Raw genomic sequence first — 21,389 nt, 5'->3', positions numbered from 1 at the left:
CTCTTCATACATAACTGAATTATCGATAACTCCAAATTAAAAAATTAAATAAATCATAATGTTGAAAAAATATAGTTGAATTATCGAACTTTTCATACATAGCTGAATTATCGATAACTCCAAATTAAAAAATTAAATAAATTATAATGTTATAAAAATATAGTTGAATTATCGAACTTTTGATTAAGAATACTATATCGATAAATGAATTGGTAATTAACAATCAGATTAGCTGATTTATGCTGAATATGATTTGTGCATTTTTTGTGTGTAAATGGATAATGTTGTTAAAGTATACCGGATACCAGCCGGTATACTTTAACTGTGTGATGATCAGCCTACGCGATAAAAGGCCAGACTACCAAGCAAGTTTGGCCAAAGAGAAATACGTTTATTTCCACTCATCACCGCACGTTGCAAAATTTTTAAATGATTTTTGGCACATAATTTATCAAAATCCTGAAGGGTGCACCAATGAATGTTCGGGGTGTTATACCATTGATAGGGCATGCGTTCGGATACCGGCATATGTCCGCCCAGTGCGATTTGCAGGCGGTTGCGCCAGTAGCCGAAATTGGGAAAGGTGACAATAGCTTCTGCGGCGACTCGTTTCATTTCCTGCAGGATGTTTTCCGTATTTTGCATAGACTGAATGGTTTGGCTCAAAACGATGATGTCAAAGCTGTTATCATTAAAATGTTGCAAACCGGCTTCCAGATCCGCCTGTATTACGTTGATGCCACGTTGCATAGCAGCTAATACGCTATTAGTATTAATTTCTAATCCATATCCCTGACAATTTTTGTGTCTGACTAGTGCGGCCAGCAGTTCTCCGTCTCCGCAGCCTAAATCCAGTACACGACTATTGGGTGTAATCCAGTCGAAAATCATCTGCAGGTCATCACGCAGTGGTACTGATGATATGTTCATTGTGTTAGTTCAGTGGCAATATTGTTGAAATAAATGCGGATAGCCGCCTGATAATCAGCATCTTCCATTAAAAAGGCGTCATGTCCGTGAGCTGATTTAAGGGCAATATATTGCACGGGTTTGTTGGCTGCTACCAAAGCATCCAGTAATTCCTGTGAGCGTCTTGGTGAAAAACGCCAGTCGCTGCTGAAGCTGGCTATCAGTATTCTGGCCTGAATTGCCGATACTGCGGCTACCAGATTACCATCATAATCACGCGCCGGATCAAAATAATCAAGTGCTTTTGTCATCAGTAAATAGCTATTGGCATCGAACACTTCAGCGAATTTATCGCCCTGATAGCGAAGATAGGATTCAACTTCAAATTCAACGTTGTAATCATACTGGTAGTTTGGTTGTCGCATCTGGCGCCCGAATTTTTTACCCAATCCGTCTTCTGCCAGATAGGTAATGTGTCCCATCATACGAGCGATACGCAAACCTCGTCGCGGAATTTTCTGCTGTTGCGCGTATTGTCCCTGACAAAAATCCGGATCGGTAAGAATGGCTTGTCTAGCTACATCATTAAAGGCAATATTTTGGGTAGATAATCGTGGAGCTGAGGCAATAATCAATGCATGTTTCAGACGTTGCGGTTTGTCGATTGCCCATTGTAGTGCCTGCATTCCGCCAAGACTTCCGCCCATAACCGCTGCCCATTTATCAATGCCGAAGCGGTCGGCCAGCATAGACTGACTTTCTACCCAGTCTTTTACGGTTACTATCGGAAAATCAGCACCGTAAGCTTTTCCTGTGTCCGGATTGATACTCAACGGACCGGTGCTGCCGTGACAGCCTCCCAGATTATTTAAGCCGACAACAAAAAAACGATTGGTATCAACAGGTTTTCCCGGACCAATCATATTATCCCACCAGCCGGGGTGTTTATCATTTTTACTATGGTAACCTGCTACATGGTGATTTCCTGACAGTGCATGACATATTAATACCGCATTACTTTTATCTGCATTAAGTGTGCCGTAGGTTTCAATCATTAATTCAAACCGGGGCAGAACACAACCGTTTTGCAGGGTGAGCGGGCTGTCAAAAGACCACTTTTGCGGGGTTACAATGCCAATGCTGTCTATTTCTTTCATAGGATTAGTTAAAAGAATAGAAAACTGGCATTATAACGACTTTGTCTGGTTTGCACAGATATAACGTGTTTTGGAAAATAAATGATAGGCCGTTTGCTGCGTCTGTTTCTTTTTGTAATTTTATTGGGTGTTTTGCTTAAGTATATACTTGGAAGGCAGCAAAAACAGACGCTCGGATACTGGGTAAACTGTCTGGCGCTGGTGTTGATAGTAATTAGTTCGCTAATATTGCTGATATTTGTATTGAAATCTGTTTTGTATTAATCAGCATTAATACAAACAGGTGATAAAAAAGCCGGTCTGATGTTTCGGGCCGGCCAGAGATATTTTCAGTATTTAAAGTAAGCTGCTCACTTCTGCTTTTTCTTCTTCAAGTTCAGCCAGTGTCTGATTAATACGCTGCTGACTGAATTCATCAATAGGTAAATCCTGAACAATAGTGTACTCGCCATTTTCACAAGTCATGGGAAAGCCGAATACTATTTCTTCCGGGATGCCATAAGAACCGTCTGAGGGTACGCCCATAGTAACCCATTCTCCATTACTGCCGATTACCCAGTCATGAATCTGATCGATAATTGCATTGGCGGCACTGGCAGCAGAAGACAGACCTCGTGCTTCAATGATAGCTGATCCGCGTTTGCCTACTTTAGGCAAATACTCTTTTACATACCAGTCCTGATCATTAATCATTTCTGCTAAGTTTTCATTATCTATCTGAGCAAAGCGGTAATCAGTGTACATGGTAGGACTGTGATTTCCCCATACGCACAGTTGTTTTATTTTGCTTACTGGTTTATTAATTTTTTCTGCCAACTGACTAAGTGCGCGATTCTGATCCAGGCGCATCAGTGCGGTAAAATTTTTCGCCGGTAAATCAGGGGCAGACTTCATGGCGATATAAGCATTGGTATTGGCAGGATTACCTACAACAAGTACTTTAACATCGCGGCTGGCCACTTTATTCAGTGCTGCACCCTGTGTTTTGAAGATTTCGGCATTGGCCTGTAATAAGTCGCTGCGTTCCATACCTTTACTGCGCGGACGTGCACCGACGAGGATAGCTATATCTGCATCTTTGAATGCCACTTCTGGATCATGAGTTGCAAACATATCGGTAAGCAGGGGAAATGCACAGTCCTGTAATTCCATCATTACTCCCTGGGCAGCAGTTTGCGACTGGGGTAAATCAAGTAGTTGCAGGATAACCGGAGTATCAGCTCCCAGCATATCACCGCTGGCAATCCGGAACAGTAAAGCATAACCAATCTGACCGGTAGCACCCGTCACGGCAATGCGTACAGGTTTTTTCATAACATATCCTCTTAAAATAAAAACACGACTATAAATATTTTTTCTTGTCTTAAAGGTATTTAATATGTCTGTACTACAAGAATTTGGGCTGTATGATAGCAAAATTATTTTCAAAATTAAATTAATTGAAGTAATAGATTGATGCTTTTTTGAGAATATTAAGTGAGTTTTTCTGTGTTATCTTATGTCTTATATAAGACTTTATTTACATGAGTTTGAAATGTCGTACAATAGATTTAAAATCAGTTCGCTTAAAAGACACATTCCTTTATACCAGTCTGTAATGCAGCGGGTTTTTCATTTGCTTGCTGATGGTGATTTCAAGCCTGGTCAGCCTTTGCCCAGTGAATGGGATCTGGCCAGGCAGTGGAATGTAAGTCAGGGAACTGTGCGTAAAGGTTTGAGTGAACTGGCGGCGCGGGGTATTTTACAGCGTTATCAAGGGGTAGGAACCTTTGTTACTCAGCAAAACTGGGACTGGGGATATTATCCTTTTACTGAAATTCCGGTATTGCAACAGGCCAAAACTGAACAGGTTTGGCCGGTAGCTGAAGTTCTGAGTGTGACTGTTGCTGTTGCGGATGAAGAAACTGCTATGCAGTTAGGTATAAAAATCGCAGAACCGGTATGGAAAATTATGCTGCTATGGCGTACCGGTTATATTGAAGTGGCGGTGGATGAATTATTTTTACCTGTTGCGTTATTGCAGGATTTAAATGTACGTTTTATGCGCCGCCGCCGTAGTTTTTATGCTTTTTTGTTGCTTGAGTATGATGTTTTGATGGATACTTCGCGACAATGGCTTTGGCAGACAGTTTTGCGTCCTGAGATTGCCAGACTGTTGAAGGCAGATATGGGTTCGTATGCCCTTTGTATCGGGCGTTTGAGCCAAAGTGTCGACGGTGTTCCTTATGAATGGCGCCGGCGTTATTTACAACTTGGAAATCAGTCTTTGCAATTAAGTGGTAGCTCTGCTGAGTACTGATACCGATATTGTAAATAATTGGTGTGTAGTAATGTTACCTGTTTGTTAAAAACTGGGTCAATTGCAGTAAATTTCGGTTGGGTGCGGCTTTGGCCGCTGGTTTTGAGTTTATATCTTCTAATAATACAAGAGGAGTCACCGATGCAAAAAGAAAGGCCAGTGTATCTGGATATACAAAAGATACGATTACCCATTCCGGGTCTTGTGTCTATTTTTCATCGTTTTAGTGGTATCGCGCTATTTATCTGTATTCCGCTGTTTTTATGGCTGTTTTCAGGTACGCTTTCCCATGAATCCGCGTTCAATACTTATCAGGAACTTGTGCATCATCCTTTGGTGAAGTGCATACTTTTTGTTCTTTTGCTGGCATATGTTTACCACAGTCTGGCCGGTGTGCGTTTTTTGTTTATGGATATTCATAAAGGTACAGAACTAAAAACGGCACGCGCTTCGGCTAAAGCGGTGGTTATTTGTGCAATTGTATTGTCCGTTATTATTTATGGAGCGTGCTTGTTATCATGATTGATCGTAAATTAGCTGGCGCGCACTATGGTCTGCGCGATTGGATTATGCAGCGTATCACGGCAGTAATCATGCTGGTGTACTCAGTCTTGTTTTTAATTATGATTATCTGTTTACCGCACAGTTATCAGGAATGGCAGTGTTTCTTTGCTCAGACGTGGGTTCGTCTGATAACACAGATTTTTGTGCTGGCACTGGTATTGCATGCATGGGTTGGTATACGTGATTTGTGGATGGATTATATCAAACCAGCAGGTTTGCGCCTGTTTTTGCATGTTGCCACTATCCTGTGGCTGGTTGGCTGTCTGATTTATTCTGTTAAAGTGATTTGGGGGGTAGCATGAATATGCCCAAAAGTTTGCCGGTACGTCGTTTTGATGCAGTAATCGTAGGCGGCGGTGGTGCAGGGCTTCGTGCCGCTCTGCAATTATCTAAAGCAGGTTTAAATACGGTAGTGCTGTCTAAGGTTTTTCCAACCCGTTCTCATACGGTAGCTGCCCAGGGCGGGATTTCTGCTTCACTGGGTAATGTACAGGAAGACCATTGGAACTGGCATATGTACGATACCGTTAAAGGTTCCGACTGGCTGGGCGATCAGGATGCAATCGAATTCATGACACGTCGCGCTCCTGATGCCGTAGTTGAACTTGAACATATGGGTATGCCGTTTGACCGAGTTGAATCCGGCAAAATTTATCAGCGCCCGTTTGGCGGGCATACTGCTGAGTTTGGTAAACGTGCTGTAGAACGAGCCTGTGCAGTGGCAGACCGTACCGGCCATGCAATGCTGCATACCTTATATCAGCAAAATGTGCATGCAGAAACTCAGTTTTTTGTGGAATGGGCTGCTCTGGATCTGATTCGGGATTCAGAAGGTGTGGTAATCGGGGTTATTGCAATGGAAATGGAAACGGGTGAAGTTTTCATTTTGCATGCAAAGGCTGTACTTTTTGCTACTGGCGGTGCCGGACGTATCTATGCTTCTTCTACCAATGCCTATATGAATACTGGTGATGGTCTGGGTATGGCTGCCCGTGCAGGTATTCCTCTGGAAGACATGGAGTTCTGGCAGTTCCATCCTACTGGTGTGGCGGGTGCCGGGGTGCTGATTACTGAAGGTGTGCGTGGCGAAGGTGGAATTTTGCTCAACAGTGAAGGCGAACGCTTTATGGAACGTTATGCGCCAACTGTAAAAGATCTGGCCTGTCGTGATGTGGTGTCCCGTGCAATGGCTATTGAAATTCATGAAGGCCGAGGTGTAGGTAAAAATAAAGACCATGTACTGCTGAAAGTGGACCATCTTGGCGCAGAAAAAATTATGGAAAAACTGCCGGGTATCCGCGAGATTTCCATTCAGTTTGCCGGTGTGGATCCAATTAAAGATCCGATTCCGGTGGTTCCGACCTGCCACTATATGATGGGCGGTATTCCTACTAATTATCATGGTCAGGTGGTAATGGCCAAAGGTGATGATCTGGAAGCTCCGGTTCCCGGTTTCTATGCAGCAGGTGAATGTGCATGTGCTTCAGTGCATGGTGCAAACCGTCTGGGTACTAATTCTTTACTTGACCTTGTGGTTTTCGGGAAAGCAGCCGGCGATCATATGATTGACTACATCAAAAAGCAGGTAGCACATCGTGAGTTGCCGGCAGATGTTGGTGAAAAAACACTTGCACGTCTGAGCCGTCTGGAAAATCAGACTAATGGTGAAGAGGTATCTGAAGTGCGTAATGATTTGCAGCGGTGTGTACAGTCACATGCTGGGGTATTCCGTACAGATGCTCTGCTGAAAGAAGGAATTGAGAAAATCAATGAAATTGCCGAACGTGTAGCCAAAACCCAAATTCACGACAAAAGTAAGGTTTGGAATACTGCGCGGCTGGAAGCGCTGGAGCTGGATAACCTGATTGAAGTGGCTCAGGCGACTCTGGTTTCTGCTGAGGCACGTAAAGAATCACGCGGAGCACATGCTTCCGATGATCATCCGAACCGTGATGATGAAAACTGGATGAAACACACATTGTACTACGCTGAAGATCAGCATCTGGAATATAAACCAGTACACACTAAACCTTTAAGTGTGGAATACATAAAACCAGCTGAACGCGTTTACTAAGGAACTATCAAGATGGAAAAAATCCGCTTCCAGGTGTACCGCTATAATCCCGATGTGGATGATAAGCCGTACATGAAAGATTATGAACTCGAAATTGAACCGACTGATGTGAAGCTGTTGGATGCGCTGATTAAACTTAAAGCGCAGGATGACAGTTTGTCATTCCGCCGTTCCTGCCGCGAAGGTATTTGCGGTTCTGATGGTATGAATATTAATGGTAAAAATGGTCTGGCATGTCTGACCGATATTCGCAGTCTGAAACAGCCGATAGTGTTAAAACCGTTACCTGCTTTGCCGGTTATCCGTGACCTGATTGTCGATTTTACTCAGTTCTTCAATCAATATCATTCAATTAAACCCTATGTGATCAATGATACAGCTGCTCCGACACGTGAACGTTTGCAGTCACAGGCTGAGCGTAAAGAGCTGGATGGTTTATATGAATGTATTCTGTGTGCCTGCTGTTCTACTTCATGTCCTTCTTTCTGGTGGAATCCTGACAAATTTGTTGGTCCTTCAGGTTTGCTGAATGCTTACCGCTTTATTGCTGATACTCGTGATACGCGAACCAATGAACGTCTGGACAATCTGAATGATCCTTACCGTCTGTTCCGTTGTCATACGATCATGAACTGTGTGGATGTTTGCCCTAAACATCTGAATCCGACACGTGCTATCGGTAAGATTAAAGATTTAATGTTGAGAAGAGCTATCTGATGCAGGATTTTGATGATAATGCCAAACGTCGCATACGCTGGCTAACCCGACGCGGTTTACTGGAGCTGGATATTATTCTGGGCCGGTTTATGACACATACTTTTGATCAGTTATCTAACGAAGAGTTAGCTGTGTTTGTGGCGTTAATGGATTTGCCTGATCCGCAAATTCTGGCGTTAATCAATCAGTCTGAGGGTTGTACTGACTCTGAATTTGAGTCTGTTCTGGCTAAAATCAGGCAGGCTCAATAGCTGTAAACACATTGCTTTTGTTAACGTATTTAAGTTTAGTTTATTTAAATAGAAAAATTGAAAATTAAGGAGTTATGGATGACTAAGAAAGCTATACTGAGCATTGAGGGGCAAGAGCCTTTTGAGATGCCGGTTTTGTCTGGCAGTTTGGGTCCGGATGTAGTGGACATTCGTAAACTGTATGGTGAGACCGGGACATTTATGTTTGATCCCGGGTTTACTTCAACCGCATCCTGCGAATCGAAAATCACTTTCATTGATGGTGAAAAGGGGCAGTTATATTATCGGGGATACCCTATTGAGCAGCTGGCTGAACACAGTGATTATCTGGAAACATGCTATCTGCTCGTATATGGTGAATTACCTGATGCAGCCGAAAAACAGAAATTTGAACTAGGTGTTTTGCGCCATAATATGGTGCATGAACAATTAACCTGGTTTTTCAGGGGTTTTCGTCGTGATGCTCATCCGATGTCAATGATGGTCGGGGTAGTAGGTGCACTGGCTGCATTCTATCAGGATAGTTTGGATATCAATAATCCTGAACACCGCCGAATTGCGGAATACCGCATGATTGCCAAGATTCCGACTCTCGCAGCTATGTGTTACCGTTACTCAAAAGGATTGCCATTTAATTATCCGCGGAACAATCTGACTTATACCGGTAATTTCCTGCATATGATGTTTGCTAAACCAACTGAGGATTATGTTGTTAATCCTGTGCTGGAACGTGCTTTAGACCGGATTTTCATTTTGCATGCGGATCATGAGCAGAATGCATCTACTTCTACAGTACGCATTGCCGGTTCTTCCGGAGCCAATCCGTTTGCATGTATTGCTGCCGGCATTGCCTGCCTGTGGGGACCTGCCCATGGTGGTGCCAATGAAGCAGTATTGAAAATGCTGGATGAAATTGGTGATGTGTCCCGTGTTGAAGAATTTATGCAGGGAGTTAAAGAAAAGCGTTATCGTCTGATGGGTTTTGGACATCGCGTGTACAAAAATATGGATCCGCGTGCCAAAATCATGAAGCAGACATGTGATGAAGTGTTAAAAGAACTGGGATTGCATGATAGTCCTAAATTCAAGCTGGCAATGGCTCTGGAAAAAATTGCGCTTGAAGATTCTTATTTTGTTGAACGCAAGCTTTATCCGAACGTGGATTTTTACTCCGGTATTGTGCTGAGTGCTTTAGGTATTCCGGTAACTATGTTTACCGTGCTGTTTGCACTGGCACGTACAGTAGGCTGGGTATCACACTGGCACGAAATGATAGCTGATCCGAATCAGAAAATCGGTCGCCCGCGTCAGCTGTATACAGGCTCCGGTCGGCGCGATTATCTCCCGGTGGATAAACGCTAGTTATTTATGTATTCAGGCAGCTTTATTGCTGCCTGAAGCATACTGATGCTTCATCACCATGCTAATACGTGGTGATCTGGAATCGGTATGTTGATATGCGGTAATCTGGAATCGGCAATCGATTCTTTATTGGTAGGGGATAGTGATATTCCTGTTTTATTAGTTTGAGGTAAAAAGGATTTTTACCATGATGGAAGAACAAACCAATCTTTCTTATTTATATGGTGCCAATGCTCCTTACATTGAGGAGCTTTACGAGAGCTACCTAAAGGATCGTGATTCAGTTGACGAATACTGGAAAGATTATTTTGACAAAGTAGCTGCATTACCGGGCTATGTTGCCAAGGATATACCGCAATTACCGATTCAGGAATCTTTTGTTAATCTGTCCAGACAGCAGGCTGCTACTCAGGGTAGTGTTGATTTAAATGTATTGCAAAAGCAGGTATCAGTATTAAATCTGATGAACGCTTATCGTATTCTCGGTGCGCGTAATGCAAATCTGGATCCATTAAAACGCCGTCCTAAAGAATATCTGGCTGAACTTGACCCGGCGCAATACGGGCTGACTGCAGCAGATATGTCTACTAAATTTTATACCGGCAGCGATTTTGGAAGCAGTCCTAAACTGCCTTTATCTGAAATTATTAACCGCCTGGATCAGACTTATTGCGGCACCGTGGGTGTTGAGTATATGCACATTACCCGGCCGGATGAACGCAACTGGGTACAGGAGCGAGTGGAAAAAGATTTATCAGTTTCCAGCTATACGCCTGAACACAAACGTCGCATTCTGAAGCAGCTGACTGCGGCGGAAACGCTTGAACGCTATTTGCACACCCGTTATGTCGGTCAGAAACGCTTTTCGCTTGAAGGTGGTGAAAGTACAATTGTCGCCCTTGATTATCTGATTCAGCACTGTGGTAGTCAGGGTGTTGAAGAAGTTATGATTGGTATGGCTCATCGAGGCCGCCTGAATGTGCTGGTAAATATTCTGGGTAAAGAACCCCGTGATTTATTCAGCGAATTTGAAGGTAAATATACAACTACTCTGCCAAGTGGTGATGTGAAATACCATATGGGTTTCACTTCTGATCTGGCTACCGGTAACGGTCCTTTACACGTTTCACTGGCTTTCAATCCTTCTCATCTGGAAATTGTTAACCCTGTTGTCGAAGGGGCAGTACGTGCGCGGCAGAAACGCCGTGGTGAATCCGGTCGTAATGCGGTATTGCCGGTATTGATTCATGGTGATTCTGCATTTATTGGTCTGGGTGTCAATCAGGCTAATTTCAATCTGTCACAAACCCGCGGCTATACTACTGGCGGTACTATCCATATTGTCATCAATAATCAGATTGGTTTTACGACTTCTGATTTACGTGATACTCGTTCTACTGTTTACTGCACTGATCTGGCTAAAATGGTTGACGCGCCGATTTTCCATGTGAACGGTGATGATCCTGAAGCAGTTAGCTATGTAATGGGTCTGGCAATGGATTACCGTAAGTCTTTCGGTAAAGACGTGGTGGTGGATATTGTCTGCTTCCGTAAACTGGGTCACAACGAAGGTGATGATCCGATGCTGACTCAGCCAATGATGTATAACAAAATTCATCAGCATCCGGGCACACGTTCTCTGTATTCTGATCGTCTGGTAAGTGAAAATGTCATTACCAAAGAACAGGCTGAAGGGCTGATTCAGGCTTACCGTGATGCACTGGATAAAGGTGAGCATGTTGAGCAGACTACTCTGACTGATTATAACCATAAGTATGCAGTAGACTGGACACCTTATATGGGTACCCACTGGAATCACCCGGTTGAAACCGGTATTCCTGCTGCCGATATTAAACGTCTTGCTGAAAAATTTACTGCATTGCCGGAAGGGTTTACTCCGCATAATACGGTGAAAAAAATGCTGGCCGGTCGTATGGCGATGGCAGAAGGTACGCAGCCGGTAGACTGGGGTATGGCAGAAACTCTGGCTTATGCCAGTCTGGTAACTAATGGTAATGGTGTACGCATTTCCGGCGAGGACTCCGGTCGTGGTACTTTCTCACACCGTCATGCAGTACTGCACGATCAGAAACGTGAAAAAAGTGATGCCGGTGCTTATGTACCATTGCGTAATCTGAGCGAAAATCAGGCTTCTTTCTTAGTCATTGATTCTATTCTGAATGAAGAAGCTGTATTGGCTTATGAATACGGATTTGCTTGCAGTGCGCCTGACCAGCTGGTTATCTGGGAAGGGCAGTTTGGCGATTTTGCCAATGGTGCTCAGGTTGCCATTGACCAGTTTGTCACTTCCGGTGAAACCAAATGGGGGCGTTTATGCGGTCTGACGGTCATTCTGCCGCATGGTTATGATGGTCAGGGACCGGAACACTCTTCTGGTCGTCTGGAACGCTGGCTGCAATTATGCTCTGAAGAGAATATTCAGGTTGTCATGCCGTCTGAGGCTTCTCAGATGTTCCACCTGCTGCGCCGTCAGGTATTACGTCCATACCGTAAACCACTGGTAATCTTCATGTCTAAACGTCTGCTGCGCTTTAATGAATCCATGAGCCAGCTCAGTGACTTTACTGAAGGACACACTTTCCGCCCGGTTATCGGCGATCAGGTTGAAGGTAATGAAAATAGTGTTAAGCGTGTGATTTTGTGTGCCGGACAGGTTTACTACGATATCAATAAAGCACGTCTTGAACGTGATCTGGGTAAAGACATTGCGATTATCCGCGTAGAACAGTTATATCCGTTCCCGTACGAACAGCTAGCTGCTGAACTGAGCCGTTATCCTAATGCAACTGAAATTCTTTGGGCTCAGGAAGAACCGAGAAATCAGGGTGCCTGGTTCCAGATTCGTCATCGCATTGAAAAGATTGCTGGTAGCAAGCAAAAAGTTATTTTTGCAGGCCGTCCGGCTAGTGCCTCACCAGCAGTGGGTTACATGAGTAAACACGCTGCCCAGCTTAAACAGCTGGTTGATGATGCGTTGGACTTAAAGTAATCCGAATCTGTTATGAATAACTGGCCACTGTAGTGGTGGCCGATACCCTTTTTTTTAGGAGTAATCCATGATTATTGATGTAACCGTTCCTATGCTTCCGGAAAGTGTAACCGAAGCTACCCTGATGACTTGGAATAAAAAAGTGGGTGATTTCGTACAGCGTGACGAAAACCTGATTGATCTGGAAACAGATAAAGTTGTACTGGAATTACCAGCTCAACAGGCAGGTAAACTGGTTGAAATCATAGAAGCAGATGGTGCTACCGTAACTGCCGGTCAGTTACTGGCAAAAATCGATACTTCAGCTACTGCTGAAGCCGCCGCTCCGGCAGTCGCCGCTGCTGAAACTGCTCCGGCAGCTGCTGCAACTCAGACTGCAGCTCCGGCTAATCAGTCTCAGGCTGGTGTTGCAATGCCTGCTGCTGCCAAACTGGCTGCAGAAAAAGGTGTGAATACTGCTAATATTCAGGGTTCAGGCCGTGACGGACGTGTACTTAAAGAAGATGTTGCCGCTGCTGCTTCAGCTCTGGCTGCTGCTCCAGTTATGGCAACCAGCAAAGCCTCTGCACCTTCTACAGCTGGTGAACGTGTGGAACAGCGTGTACCCATGTCACGTCTGCGCTCTCGTGTTGCTGAGCGTTTATTACAGTCACAGCACGAAAATGCTATTCTGACAACATTTAATGAAGTGAACATGAAGCCGGTTATGGATTTACGTAACCGTTATAAAGAACAGTTCCAGAAAGAGTATGGCGTTAAACTGGGCTTTATGTCTTTCTTTGTTAAAGCAGCTGTCGCCGCATTGAAAAAATATCCGGTTGTTAATGCTTCTATTGATGGTACTGATGTTGTATATCATGGTTATTTTGATATTGGTATCGCGATTGGCAGCCCGCGCGGTCTGGTAGTACCGATTTTGCGTGATGCAGATCAGATGAGTATTGCCGATATCGAACAGGCTATTCATGATTATGCAGTTAAAGCGAAAGACGGCAAGCTGGCACTGGAAGACCTGACTGGTGGTACCTTCAGTATTACTAATGGCGGGACTTTCGGCTCTATGATGTCTACACCGATTATTAATCCGCCTCAATCTGCTATTTTAGGCATGCATGCGACTAAAGAACGTGCTGTAGTAGAAAATGGTCAGGTTGTTGTACGTCCGATGATGTATCTGGCTCTTTCTTACGACCACCGTTTGATAGATGGCCGTGAAGCCGTATTGACTCTGGTAGCAATTAAGGATGCTCTGGAAGATCCTGCTCGTCTGTTGCTTGAACTGTAAGCAAATAAACTGGCTGCTATAGTTAGTATTTTTATCTGGCAGGCAATAATAACAACCGTAATGATGGCCGCCACACATTATCAAATGGCGTTTGTGCCGCATTACGGTTTATTTTATCAGTCAGAAATATTCATGATTGAAAGGAATTTTAATGTCTCAATTTGACGTTGTGGTAATTGGTGCAGGTCCTGGTGGCTATGTCGCTGCTATTCGTGCAGCTGAGCTGGGTTTCAAAACTGCTTGTATTGATGCCGGATTGAATAAACAAGGTGATGCACCGGCATTGGGCGGTACCTGTCTGAATGTTGGCTGTATCCCTTCTAAAGCTTTATTACAGACCAGCGAAAATTACCATGCAGCGCAAACTGAATTTGCCGAACATGGTATTGATGTTCAGGTTAAAGGTTTTGATGCAAAAAAAATGATTGAACGTAAAGATGCCATTGTAAGTAAACTGACTAATGGTATCGGTTTTCTGTTTAAAAAAGATAAAGTAGAAAGTATTTTTGGCCGGGGTTCTTTGCAAGGGCAGACTGATGGTTTATGGCAGATTGAAGTTGACACCAATGGTAACAAGCAACAGATAACTGCCAAACATGTAATTGTGGCAACAGGATCTTTACCTCGCCCGCTGCCTTTAACTGAAATCGACAATGTTAATGTACTGGATAATGAAGGTGCGCTGAATCTGGAAGCGGTACCGGCTAAACTGGGCATGATTGGTTCCGGTGTCATCGGGCTTGAAATGGGTTCTGTTTGGAATCGTCTCGGTTCTGAGGTGACTATTCTGGAAGCAATGCCGACATTCCTTGCTGCAGCAGATCAGCAGGTAGCGAAGGAAGCTTTCAAAATCTTCACTAAAGAACAAGGTCTTAATATTCACCTTGGTGTAACAGTTAATGAAATTGTTAAAGGTGAAAACAATGTCACTGTTAAATATACAGTTGCTGGTGAAGAAAAAACTGAAACTTTTGATAAACTGGTTATTGCTATCGGACGTATTCCTAATACTAACGGTCTGAATGCTGAAGGTGTTGGTCTGCAGAAAGATGAACGTGGCTTTATTGTCGTTGATGATGAATGCCGCACCAGTTTGCCAAATGTCTGGGCAATTGGTGACGTGGTTCGTGGTCCGATGCTGGCGCATAAAGCTTCCGCTGAAGGCGTGGCTGTGGCTGAACGAATTGCCGGTCAGAAACCTTTTGTAGATATGAACACTATTCCTGCGGCTATGTATACTCATCCGGAAATTGCATGGGTTGGCCAGACCGAAGAACAGCTAAAAGCTGCCGGTGTAAAATACAAAAAAGGTCAGTCCAGCTTTGCTGCCAACGGCCGCGCCCTGGGTATGGGTCAGGCTAAGGGATTTGTGAAAATTCTGGCTGATGCAGATACTGATCGTGTACTGGGTGTGCATATTATTGGCCCCGTTGCATCAGAACTGATTGCTGAAGCAGTTATGGCAATGGACTTCAAAGCTTCCAGCGAAGATATTACCCGAATTGTTCACGCTCATCCGACTTTATCTGAAGTGACCCATGAAGCAGCATCTTCAGTTAAATAAGTTTTAAATAATATTCAAAAACAGCCCGTATCCATGAGGATACGGGTTTTTTAGTGGATTATTTTGTATTGCTTGATTTATCTATTTGTACTATCTATTTGTATTATATAATTATTTTTGTGGGTTTTTGTTTTGTTTTATTGTAATATCTGTAATATTGCTATTTTATTCATTAGAAAAAACTAAATCAGGGAAGAAATATGGCGCATAATTACAGTATTTTTCATGTTGAAGAACCGTTCAATGAGCTATCTGCGGGTGCTTTAGCTCAGAAGGACTATTATTATTATAATCAGTTAAGAACATGGAAATTTAAGGATGAACTTTTTCCTTTTAATGATATACATCATAAAAAATATGATGTCCGTGACGGTAGCGACTGGGACAGTGTGTTAAAACCTCGTATTAAAGAGCGTCTGGACAAAGCTGATAATATAATTTTGTTTTTGAGTGAAAATACTTTTCAGTCAAGAGGGGTAAAAGAAGAATTGGAGTATGGTATAGGATATCTGAAATTACCGGTTATTGTGCTGTATGCAGACATACAGGATAAAAAACTTATGATGGTAGAGGGGAAAAAAGACATGAGTTTTAAGGTACATTATTTTATAAATAAATTACCCTTATTCAAACAATTGAAATCGCAAGTTCCTGTGTTGCATGTACCACTAAATAAAGAAATGGTATCTAAAGCCTTAAAGAAAAATAATTTTGTTAAAAATAGTCATCTCAGTCCGAATAATTATATGCTTAATGATTAAAATATGATTATTTTTAATCGTTATAAATTTTAATGTATTTTAAAATCTGAATATTATTACTAATCAAGGTTAAGGATTTATTCCTGCCAGTGTTTTTTTATTTTATCAAGTGCTCTGCGATCACGTTTGGTGGGTCTGCCGTCCGGATATGCAGCAGTTATCTGACTTGCCTGATTTAAAGCCTTAATCTCTTCACGCTTAGCGATGCTGTTGTTGTCTTCGCTATAAAGTAAACGGGCTTCAGGAGCCGGGCGGCGCATATGATTTAATCGTTTTACCTGAATTTTGTAAGGAAGAGAATTTAGAGTTAAATCAATGGTATCACCAATCTGAATATTCTTACTGTTTTTGACTTTGGCACCGTTGACCTGTACCCGTCCCAATTCAATGTGTTTTTGTGCCAGTGCGCGGGTTTTAAAGAATCTTGCAGCCCAAAGCCATTTATCCAGACGCATTGCTACTGTGCTGATATTGTTGCTGTTATTCATATAATTTATATATTCCTGCTTGTAATCTTTATTTATTTTAGTTGCTGATAATTGTTGGATTAAATAATTTAGCTTACTTAAAGCAGATTTTGCGCGAAATGTATCAGTTTAATCCGGTTTAACAGAAATTTTGTCGGTTATATTAAAAACCTGACGTAAATAAGCCAGAAAAGTGCTATTGTCTGTCATGGTTTTACCCGGCGAATCCGATATTTTGGCCACAGATTGACCATTACATTCAACAAGTTTTAATACGATATTCAACGGGGTTAAACCCATATCATTAGTAAAGTTGGTACCGATGCCAAAGCTGGTTTTGAAACGGCTGTTAAAATGAATATATAAGTCCCACGCGCGTTGTAAATCCAGACTGTCGCTGAAAGTCAGCATTTTGGTACGGGTATCTATTTTGAGTTTCTGATAATGGGCATAGGCTTTTTCACCCCAGATATACGGATCACCGCTATCATGGCGCAGTCCATCAAATAATTTGGCAAAATACAGATCGAAATCACACAAAAATGCATCCATGCCGACTACATCTGTTAAGGCAATACCCAAATCACCACGATACTCATGTACCCAGGCTTCCAGTGCCGCTTTCTGAAAATCACGTAACCGGACATCTAAAGCCTGAAAAGCCTGCAAAAATTCATGTGCCATAGTGCCAATCGGAATCAGATTGAGTTCTTTGGCGATATGTACGTTGCTGGTTCCTCTGAAAACGCCGGGAGCCGCTTCATGAAGGGTTTTAATCACATGCTTTTGCCATGAATAACGATAACGCCTCCGGGTGCCAAAATCGGAAACAACAAAAGGAGAGTTGTAATGATGCTGTTCATTAGCATAGTGATGAATCAGTTCGGCTTTTGCTTGCAGACGACGCTCTCCCTCTGCCAGTATTTCCGGAGATTCCAGCCGATGAAAGTACAATTCATTAACAATAGACAGCACAAATATTTCGAAAAACATTGCCTGAATAATCGGCCCTTCTATACGGATATTCAGGTATTGATTATCATCTACAGATGTTTTGATAAAACGCCGTTTTAGTTGAAACAGCTCCATATAGTCGACGAAATCACTTTTAATAAAGCGCAGACTGCGCAAATATTGCAATTCATCTTCAGTGAATTTCATCTGGCATAGCCGGTCAAGCTCCCAGTCAAGTTCTTCTAAAATTTCACCAAGCGGGTAGGCTGTTTCATGATTGTTACGGCAACGAAACTCATAGACACCGGTTGCCTGAGGGAATTGATGCAATACTACCTGAAGCATAGTGAATTTATATAAATCTGTATCCAGTAAAGACTGAATAATGGGCGGACGGTTGGTATCTATGGTCATATTGCTGGAGCAATTCATAAAAGTAATTAATATGTACTATGCGGAAATATATGTACTGAATTCTGTTTCAGAATTGTTACAGAATTTTTATCCGCATTTCAAAATTTGAGCTCATTCATTTAACAATCCTCATTTATTCGAGTCTAAACTTTCCGCTTCTGTTTCCATTTGAGAAATGGGTTTTATCAGCATAGTTGTAATCTTTACCCGGCTGCTGTGCAGTTCGTTTGAATAACTGTAACATGATTTATTATTACAGTTGCGTTGCTTGAATATAATTTACTATCAGTATTGTTTCTGATCTGCTTTGGATTTGCTTAAACTGGGATTGAGCTTAATTTCATGTTCAGCTGAAATTTGATACTGTTTACTTTTGAAAAGCTTTTTATCAGTTAGCAATTGCTGGCATTTGCAGATGTGCTCGTGCAAAAGCAATGGGTTTATCTGACTGAGCCTGCCACATAGTTGCAGTAACATGTGAAATGCGCTTTCCGGCATGCATAATTTCACATTGTGCATAACTGTCTACAGGTTTACCGCTTAATAAATAATCCGTTGAGTAGTCAATAATCTGGGCAGATTCTTGCAGGTTTTGCTGCTCCATCAGATATAAGCTGATACAACTCTGTAAAAAGCCGCCAATCAGCCCCCCATGCAGTGCAGGCAGGAAAATGTTACCAATATTTTGTCTGGCAAAAGGCAAACTGTACAGACGTTTATTAAGACTATCCGTACCAATTTGCAGATTGATTGCTGAACAGTACGGTATGCGCTGATGAGCTTGAATAGTCAGCTGTTCATCCGGTTGAAAAATTGTTGGGTTCATTTTGCCTGCTCCTGTTGCAGATACGCCTGTAATGCTTGCTGTTCTGCTTGGGTTAATGGGTTATGAATAAAAGTAGACATTCCCAGTGCAAATGGCCGGGTTTCATCATTTTGAAAGCAATGGCTGCGGATAAAGGCAATTGAACCTTCCTGCCGGTAACAGTGTGCACGTACATGTATAGGCTGATCAGGCACTGGCTGCATCAGATAATCTATGCGCATATCCAGTGTAGCAGTTGTTTCAAACTGTTGAAACAATGCTGCTAATGTACAGGCGGAAGCCATATCTACCAGAGTAGTAATAACGCCGCCATGAATATTGCCGGTTTTCGGACTTTCCAGCAATTCGTCGCGCCAGTCTACCGAAATAACAGGTTCATCAGAACTACTGTCACCGTAGATTTTTAACCAGCGGCAATGCGGAATATTTAAGTAATGATTAAACAGAGTTTGAAATAATACAGGGTTAGCAGGCATAAGATTATCCTGATTGGAATATTAACTGTTATATTAGGGTTTTTTACAGTTATTGTCACTAGAATGCTGGTTTATTAATCAATTCTTGATTGTTGCCGGATTCGATACCGGCAGTCTGGATAGAGATCGGATCTCCGGTACTATGCTGGGTAATAAATACAAGCCCTTCTTTGGCCAGCTCCAGTAATGCTATGAAGGTGGTGACAACCAATGCCATACTGTCGTCATGCTTAAAGAGTTCTGTGAAATAACAGTGCTGCCGGGTTTGCAGGAAGCGCAGGACAACGGTCATCTGAGCCCGTACTGATAATGCTTCTTTGACCACATTATGGCTACGATTGTGCTGAGAGCGGGCAAGAATCGCCAGCCATGCCCGGGTTAAATCAGCTACTTGTACATGCGGTGGTTGCGTTACGGCTACCAGTTCAACTGGTAACCATGCCCAGCCGAAATCACGTCCGGCACGGGGTAAGGCATCCAGTCCGGCTGCAGCCAGCTTCATTTGCTCATAGGCAAGCAGACGGCGTACCAATTCAGCACGCGGATCGGCTACTTCTTCTTCGCTGGCGGGCGGAGCAGGAAGAAGTAAACGGGTTTTAATTTCAATCAGCACCGCAGCCATTAGCAAATATTCAGCGGTTAAATCCAGCTCATGCTGTTGCATCTGATGAATATAGGACAAATACTGCTCAGTAACAGTAAGCATGGGAATATCCAGTACATCAATATTTTGCTTACGAATCAGATACAGTAATAAATCGAGCGGACCTTCAAAGCTTTGTAATACCACTTGAAGTGCATCCGGGGGAATAAACAGGTCCTGTGGAATTTCGGTAACAGGCTGCCCGAAAAGCATAGCAACGGTTTTATCCGCTATACTTTCTTTACTCATGTTATGGTTCAGTGTTTGCACAGATATTCCAGACAAGCCTGAGCACAGCGCAAACCGAAGCTGGCTGTTACTACCATGGAGGCACCATAACCGGCGCAGGAAAGACCTTGCGGAGCAGTTTGTTCTGTTAGGCAGATACCAGACTGAGGCGGAGTTATAGTTTCGCTGGAATAAATACAGGGGATGTGCATTTTATCTGCCGGCTGACGGCTAAAACCATAGTGTTTACGCAATGTATAACGCATATTTGCCAGCATGCGGTCATGGGTTACTCTGCTTAAATCAGCGCATTGAATCAAACCGGCATCTTTTTGTCCGCCTGCCCCACCGGAAACAATAAAAGGCTGGTTTCGGGAGGTAAAAAATGCAGCCATAGCAGCTTTGACGCGTACCTGATCAATAGCATCTATTACGAAATCGAACGGCTGGCTGAATATATGTTCGATATTATCTGCTTCCACAAAATCTTCAATGCAGTTAACCTGACAATCCGGATTAATATCAGCAATACGTTCGGCCAGAGCTTCGACTTTGGGTTTGCCAATTAGGCTGATTAAGGCCGGAAGCTGGCGATTGATATTTGATTCGGCTACATTATCCAGGTCAATCAGGGTCAGATAACCAATACCACTTCGTGCCAGAGCTTCTACTGCCCATGAGCCGACGCCGCCCACTCCGACTATACATACATGAGCCGAAGCAAAACGCTGAAGACAATCTTCACCGTACAATCTGGCAATGCCGCCGAAGCGACGTTGATAATTTGCAGAAAAAGTGAGTATTTGCGACACGTAAATTAAATCCGTAAAGCTGTTTTGTACAGGTAGTGGTATTATACTGTATCTGCCATGTGATTCGAATTGCAAAAAAGATAGGAGGGTTTCATGTATAGACATTTACTGGTAGCGGTAGATGGCAGCCATACTTCGGAAAATGCTTTAGATCATGCTATTGGTCTGGCTAAGGGTGAGGATGCAGAATTAACTGTCGTGAATGTTGCCAATCCGACTGAATATATGGCTTTGGCTCCTGAGTTTCTCCAGCATGAAAGTTATGAAGCTGCTGCGTTGTCAGAAGGCAATACTGTACTGGATGCAGCAATTGAAAAAGCAAAAGCAGCTTTACCGGAAAATAAAGTTCATCGGCATTTGCTGATTGCCAATAAAGGGGCAAGAGAAATGGCTCAGATGCTGGTTGATTACGCTGACGGACATGATAGTGATCTGATTATTCTCGGTACTCACGGTCGCAGTGGTCTGATGCATTTATTAATGGGTAGTTTTGCCGAAACTGTCATGCGTGAAACTAATCTTCCGTTACTGATTATTCGCAGTGAATCCAAAAGTGAAGGTTAAATAGTTTGATTTTATAAATTAAGTATAAAGTCACAGCTGAAAAATAAAGCTG

At 42.9% G+C, this 21,389-nt stretch carries 22 protein-coding genes; 13 read left to right on the top strand and 9 right to left on the bottom strand.

Going from position 1 to position 21,389, the window contains the following annotated elements; translation table 11 throughout:
- Positions 1-333: 333 nt before the first annotated feature.
- Positions 334-930 carry a methionine biosynthesis protein MetW gene (gene metW, locus H3V01_RS04850; protein WP_084547802.1) on the bottom strand — a complete coding sequence of 199 codons (597 nt, stop codon included), beginning with the start codon at positions 928-930 and terminating at the stop codon, positions 334-336.
- Complete coding sequence (gene metX, locus H3V01_RS04845) at positions 927-2,066, bottom strand: homoserine O-succinyltransferase MetX (protein WP_198186132.1); 1,140 nt, start codon at positions 2,064-2,066, stop codon at positions 927-929. The genes metW and metX overlap by 4 nt, the downstream gene beginning before the upstream one ends.
- Before the next feature lie 81 nt (positions 2,067-2,147).
- Here metX and H3V01_RS11305 point away from each other — a divergent pair, with 81 nt between their 5' ends.
- The gene (locus H3V01_RS11305) at positions 2,148-2,330 is read left to right on the top strand and encodes a protein MIGRI (RefSeq protein WP_416058755.1); all 183 of its coding nucleotides are present in this window, start codon (positions 2,148-2,150) and stop codon (positions 2,328-2,330) included.
- A 72-nt stretch (positions 2,331-2,402) separates the two neighbouring features.
- Here H3V01_RS11305 and H3V01_RS04840 read toward each other — a convergent pair whose 3' ends face one another.
- A complete protein-coding gene (locus H3V01_RS04840; protein WP_198186131.1) occupies positions 2,403-3,380 on the bottom strand; it encodes a malate dehydrogenase in 978 nt (325 codons plus the stop codon).
- Positions 3,381-3,600: 220 nt separating this feature from the next.
- Between H3V01_RS04840 and H3V01_RS04835 the strand changes: the two genes are divergently transcribed.
- From H3V01_RS04835 to H3V01_RS04785, 11 genes are all read left to right on the top strand, one after another.
- Positions 3,601-4,365: a GntR family transcriptional regulator gene (locus H3V01_RS04835; protein ID WP_198186130.1), complete on the top strand. Its 765-nt coding sequence runs from the start codon at positions 3,601-3,603 to the stop codon at positions 4,363-4,365.
- A 141-nt stretch (positions 4,366-4,506) separates the two neighbouring features.
- Positions 4,507-4,887: a succinate dehydrogenase, cytochrome b556 subunit gene (gene sdhC / locus H3V01_RS04830; RefSeq protein ID WP_025330886.1), complete on the top strand. Its 381-nt coding sequence runs from the start codon at positions 4,507-4,509 to the stop codon at positions 4,885-4,887.
- On the top strand, positions 4,884-5,231 hold the full coding sequence (sdhD, locus tag H3V01_RS04825) for a succinate dehydrogenase, hydrophobic membrane anchor protein (protein ID WP_025330885.1): 348 nt from the start codon (positions 4,884-4,886) through the stop codon (positions 5,229-5,231). Before sdhC ends, sdhD begins: the two co-directional genes overlap by 4 nt.
- A gap of 2 nt (positions 5,232-5,233) precedes the next feature.
- Positions 5,234-7,003: a succinate dehydrogenase flavoprotein subunit gene (gene sdhA / locus H3V01_RS04820; RefSeq protein WP_037395298.1), complete on the top strand. Its 1,770-nt coding sequence runs from the start codon at positions 5,234-5,236 to the stop codon at positions 7,001-7,003.
- Positions 7,004-7,015: 12 nt separating this feature from the next.
- Positions 7,016-7,720, top strand: a complete 705-nt coding sequence (locus tag H3V01_RS04815) for a succinate dehydrogenase iron-sulfur subunit (RefSeq protein ID WP_025330883.1) — start codon at positions 7,016-7,018, stop codon at positions 7,718-7,720.
- Positions 7,720-7,971, top strand: a complete 252-nt coding sequence (locus H3V01_RS04810) for an FAD assembly factor SdhE (RefSeq protein WP_198186129.1) — start codon at positions 7,720-7,722, stop codon at positions 7,969-7,971. Before H3V01_RS04815 ends, H3V01_RS04810 begins: the two co-directional genes overlap by 1 nt.
- A gap of 78 nt (positions 7,972-8,049) precedes the next feature.
- Complete coding sequence (gltA, locus tag H3V01_RS04805) at positions 8,050-9,333, top strand: citrate synthase (protein WP_198186128.1); 1,284 nt, start codon at positions 8,050-8,052, stop codon at positions 9,331-9,333.
- Between the two features lie 187 nt (positions 9,334-9,520).
- Positions 9,521-12,343 (top strand): 2-oxoglutarate dehydrogenase E1 component, encoded by a 2,823-nt coding sequence (locus H3V01_RS04800; protein WP_198186127.1) that lies wholly within the window; start codon positions 9,521-9,523, stop codon positions 12,341-12,343.
- Between the two features lie 67 nt (positions 12,344-12,410).
- Positions 12,411-13,628: a 2-oxoglutarate dehydrogenase complex dihydrolipoyllysine-residue succinyltransferase gene (gene odhB / locus H3V01_RS04795; RefSeq protein WP_198186126.1), complete on the top strand. Its 1,218-nt coding sequence runs from the start codon at positions 12,411-12,413 to the stop codon at positions 13,626-13,628.
- A 151-nt stretch (positions 13,629-13,779) separates the two neighbouring features.
- Positions 13,780-15,192, top strand: a complete 1,413-nt coding sequence (gene lpdA, locus H3V01_RS04790) for a dihydrolipoyl dehydrogenase (protein ID WP_198186125.1) — start codon at positions 13,780-13,782, stop codon at positions 15,190-15,192.
- Positions 15,193-15,392: 200 nt separating this feature from the next.
- On the top strand, positions 15,393-15,953 hold the full coding sequence (locus tag H3V01_RS04785) for a TIR domain-containing protein (RefSeq protein ID WP_037395175.1): 561 nt from the start codon (positions 15,393-15,395) through the stop codon (positions 15,951-15,953).
- A gap of 77 nt (positions 15,954-16,030) precedes the next feature.
- Here H3V01_RS04785 and H3V01_RS04780 read toward each other — a convergent pair whose 3' ends face one another.
- The 6 genes from H3V01_RS04780 to H3V01_RS04755 all read right to left on the bottom strand — a co-directional run bounded on the left by H3V01_RS04780 (position 16,031) and on the right by H3V01_RS04755 (position 20,764).
- Positions 16,031-16,441 (bottom strand): RNA-binding S4 domain-containing protein, encoded by a 411-nt coding sequence (locus H3V01_RS04780; RefSeq protein WP_096765525.1) that lies wholly within the window; start codon positions 16,439-16,441, stop codon positions 16,031-16,033.
- 108 nt (positions 16,442-16,549) lie between these two features.
- A complete protein-coding gene (gene pncB, locus H3V01_RS04775; protein ID WP_025330876.1) occupies positions 16,550-17,788 on the bottom strand; it encodes a nicotinate phosphoribosyltransferase in 1,239 nt (412 codons plus the stop codon).
- A 388-nt stretch (positions 17,789-18,176) separates the two neighbouring features.
- On the bottom strand, positions 18,177-18,614 hold the full coding sequence (locus tag H3V01_RS04770) for a PaaI family thioesterase (protein WP_096765524.1): 438 nt from the start codon (positions 18,612-18,614) through the stop codon (positions 18,177-18,179).
- Positions 18,611-19,090, bottom strand: coding sequence for a PaaI family thioesterase (locus H3V01_RS04765; RefSeq protein ID WP_025330874.1), 480 nt, complete (start codon positions 19,088-19,090; stop codon positions 18,611-18,613). The genes H3V01_RS04770 and H3V01_RS04765 overlap by 4 nt, the downstream gene beginning before the upstream one ends.
- Before the next feature lie 58 nt (positions 19,091-19,148).
- Positions 19,149-19,982, bottom strand: a complete 834-nt coding sequence (locus tag H3V01_RS04760) for a segregation and condensation protein A (protein WP_037395295.1) — start codon at positions 19,980-19,982, stop codon at positions 19,149-19,151.
- 8 nt (positions 19,983-19,990) lie between these two features.
- Positions 19,991-20,764, bottom strand: a complete 774-nt coding sequence (locus H3V01_RS04755) for a tRNA threonylcarbamoyladenosine dehydratase (protein ID WP_244912860.1) — start codon at positions 20,762-20,764, stop codon at positions 19,991-19,993.
- Between the two features lie 102 nt (positions 20,765-20,866).
- Here H3V01_RS04755 and H3V01_RS04750 point away from each other — a divergent pair, with 102 nt between their 5' ends.
- Positions 20,867-21,337, top strand: coding sequence for a universal stress protein (locus tag H3V01_RS04750; RefSeq protein WP_198186124.1), 471 nt, complete (start codon positions 20,867-20,869; stop codon positions 21,335-21,337).
- Positions 21,338-21,389: the final 52 nt, after the last annotated feature.

Origin of the sequence: Snodgrassella sp. M0351, assembly GCF_016100575.1 — a bacterium.
Classification (GTDB): domain Bacteria; phylum Pseudomonadota; class Gammaproteobacteria; order Burkholderiales; family Neisseriaceae; genus Snodgrassella; species Snodgrassella alvi.
The sequence above is the reverse complement of the archived record's forward strand: the minus strand, read 5'-3'. Positions and strand labels throughout refer to the sequence as shown.

What these genes read in the sequence shown, in the direction of transcription:
- gltA (WP_198186128.1), top strand. Translation starts at nt 8,050, where the DNA reads ATGACTAAGAAAGCTATACTGAGCATTGAGGGGCAAGAGCCTTTTGAG.
- H3V01_RS04765 (WP_025330874.1), bottom strand. Translation starts at nt 19,090, where the DNA reads ATGCCTGCTAACCCTGTATTATTTCAAACTCTGTTTAATCATTACTTA.
- H3V01_RS04840 (WP_198186131.1), bottom strand. Translation starts at nt 3,380, where the DNA reads ATGAAAAAACCTGTACGCATTGCCGTGACGGGTGCTACCGGTCAGATT.
- H3V01_RS04815 (WP_025330883.1), top strand. Translation starts at nt 7,016, where the DNA reads ATGGAAAAAATCCGCTTCCAGGTGTACCGCTATAATCCCGATGTGGAT.
- pncB (WP_025330876.1), bottom strand. Translation starts at nt 17,788, where the DNA reads ATGACCATAGATACCAACCGTCCGCCCATTATTCAGTCTTTACTGGAT.
- H3V01_RS04770 (WP_096765524.1), bottom strand. Translation starts at nt 18,614, where the DNA reads ATGAACCCAACAATTTTTCAACCGGATGAACAGCTGACTATTCAAGCT.
- odhB (WP_198186126.1), top strand. Translation starts at nt 12,411, where the DNA reads ATGATTATTGATGTAACCGTTCCTATGCTTCCGGAAAGTGTAACCGAA.
- H3V01_RS11305 (WP_416058755.1), top strand. Translation starts at nt 2,148, where the DNA reads ATGATAGGCCGTTTGCTGCGTCTGTTTCTTTTTGTAATTTTATTGGGT.
- H3V01_RS04835 (WP_198186130.1), top strand. Translation starts at nt 3,601, where the DNA reads ATGTCGTACAATAGATTTAAAATCAGTTCGCTTAAAAGACACATTCCT.
- sdhA (WP_037395298.1), top strand. Translation starts at nt 5,234, where the DNA reads ATGCCCAAAAGTTTGCCGGTACGTCGTTTTGATGCAGTAATCGTAGGC.
- H3V01_RS04780 (WP_096765525.1), bottom strand. Translation starts at nt 16,441, where the DNA reads ATGAATAACAGCAACAATATCAGCACAGTAGCAATGCGTCTGGATAAA.
- lpdA (WP_198186125.1), top strand. Translation starts at nt 13,780, where the DNA reads ATGTCTCAATTTGACGTTGTGGTAATTGGTGCAGGTCCTGGTGGCTAT.
- sdhC (WP_025330886.1), top strand. Translation starts at nt 4,507, where the DNA reads ATGCAAAAAGAAAGGCCAGTGTATCTGGATATACAAAAGATACGATTA.
- H3V01_RS04760 (WP_037395295.1), bottom strand. Translation starts at nt 19,982, where the DNA reads ATGAGTAAAGAAAGTATAGCGGATAAAACCGTTGCTATGCTTTTCGGG.
- sdhD (WP_025330885.1), top strand. Translation starts at nt 4,884, where the DNA reads ATGATTGATCGTAAATTAGCTGGCGCGCACTATGGTCTGCGCGATTGG.
- H3V01_RS04750 (WP_198186124.1), top strand. Translation starts at nt 20,867, where the DNA reads ATGTATAGACATTTACTGGTAGCGGTAGATGGCAGCCATACTTCGGAA.
- H3V01_RS04800 (WP_198186127.1), top strand. Translation starts at nt 9,521, where the DNA reads ATGATGGAAGAACAAACCAATCTTTCTTATTTATATGGTGCCAATGCT.
- metX (WP_198186132.1), bottom strand. Translation starts at nt 2,066, where the DNA reads ATGAAAGAAATAGACAGCATTGGCATTGTAACCCCGCAAAAGTGGTCT.
- H3V01_RS04785 (WP_037395175.1), top strand. Translation starts at nt 15,393, where the DNA reads ATGGCGCATAATTACAGTATTTTTCATGTTGAAGAACCGTTCAATGAG.
- H3V01_RS04810 (WP_198186129.1), top strand. Translation starts at nt 7,720, where the DNA reads ATGCAGGATTTTGATGATAATGCCAAACGTCGCATACGCTGGCTAACC.
- metW (WP_084547802.1), bottom strand. Translation starts at nt 930, where the DNA reads ATGAACATATCATCAGTACCACTGCGTGATGACCTGCAGATGATTTTC.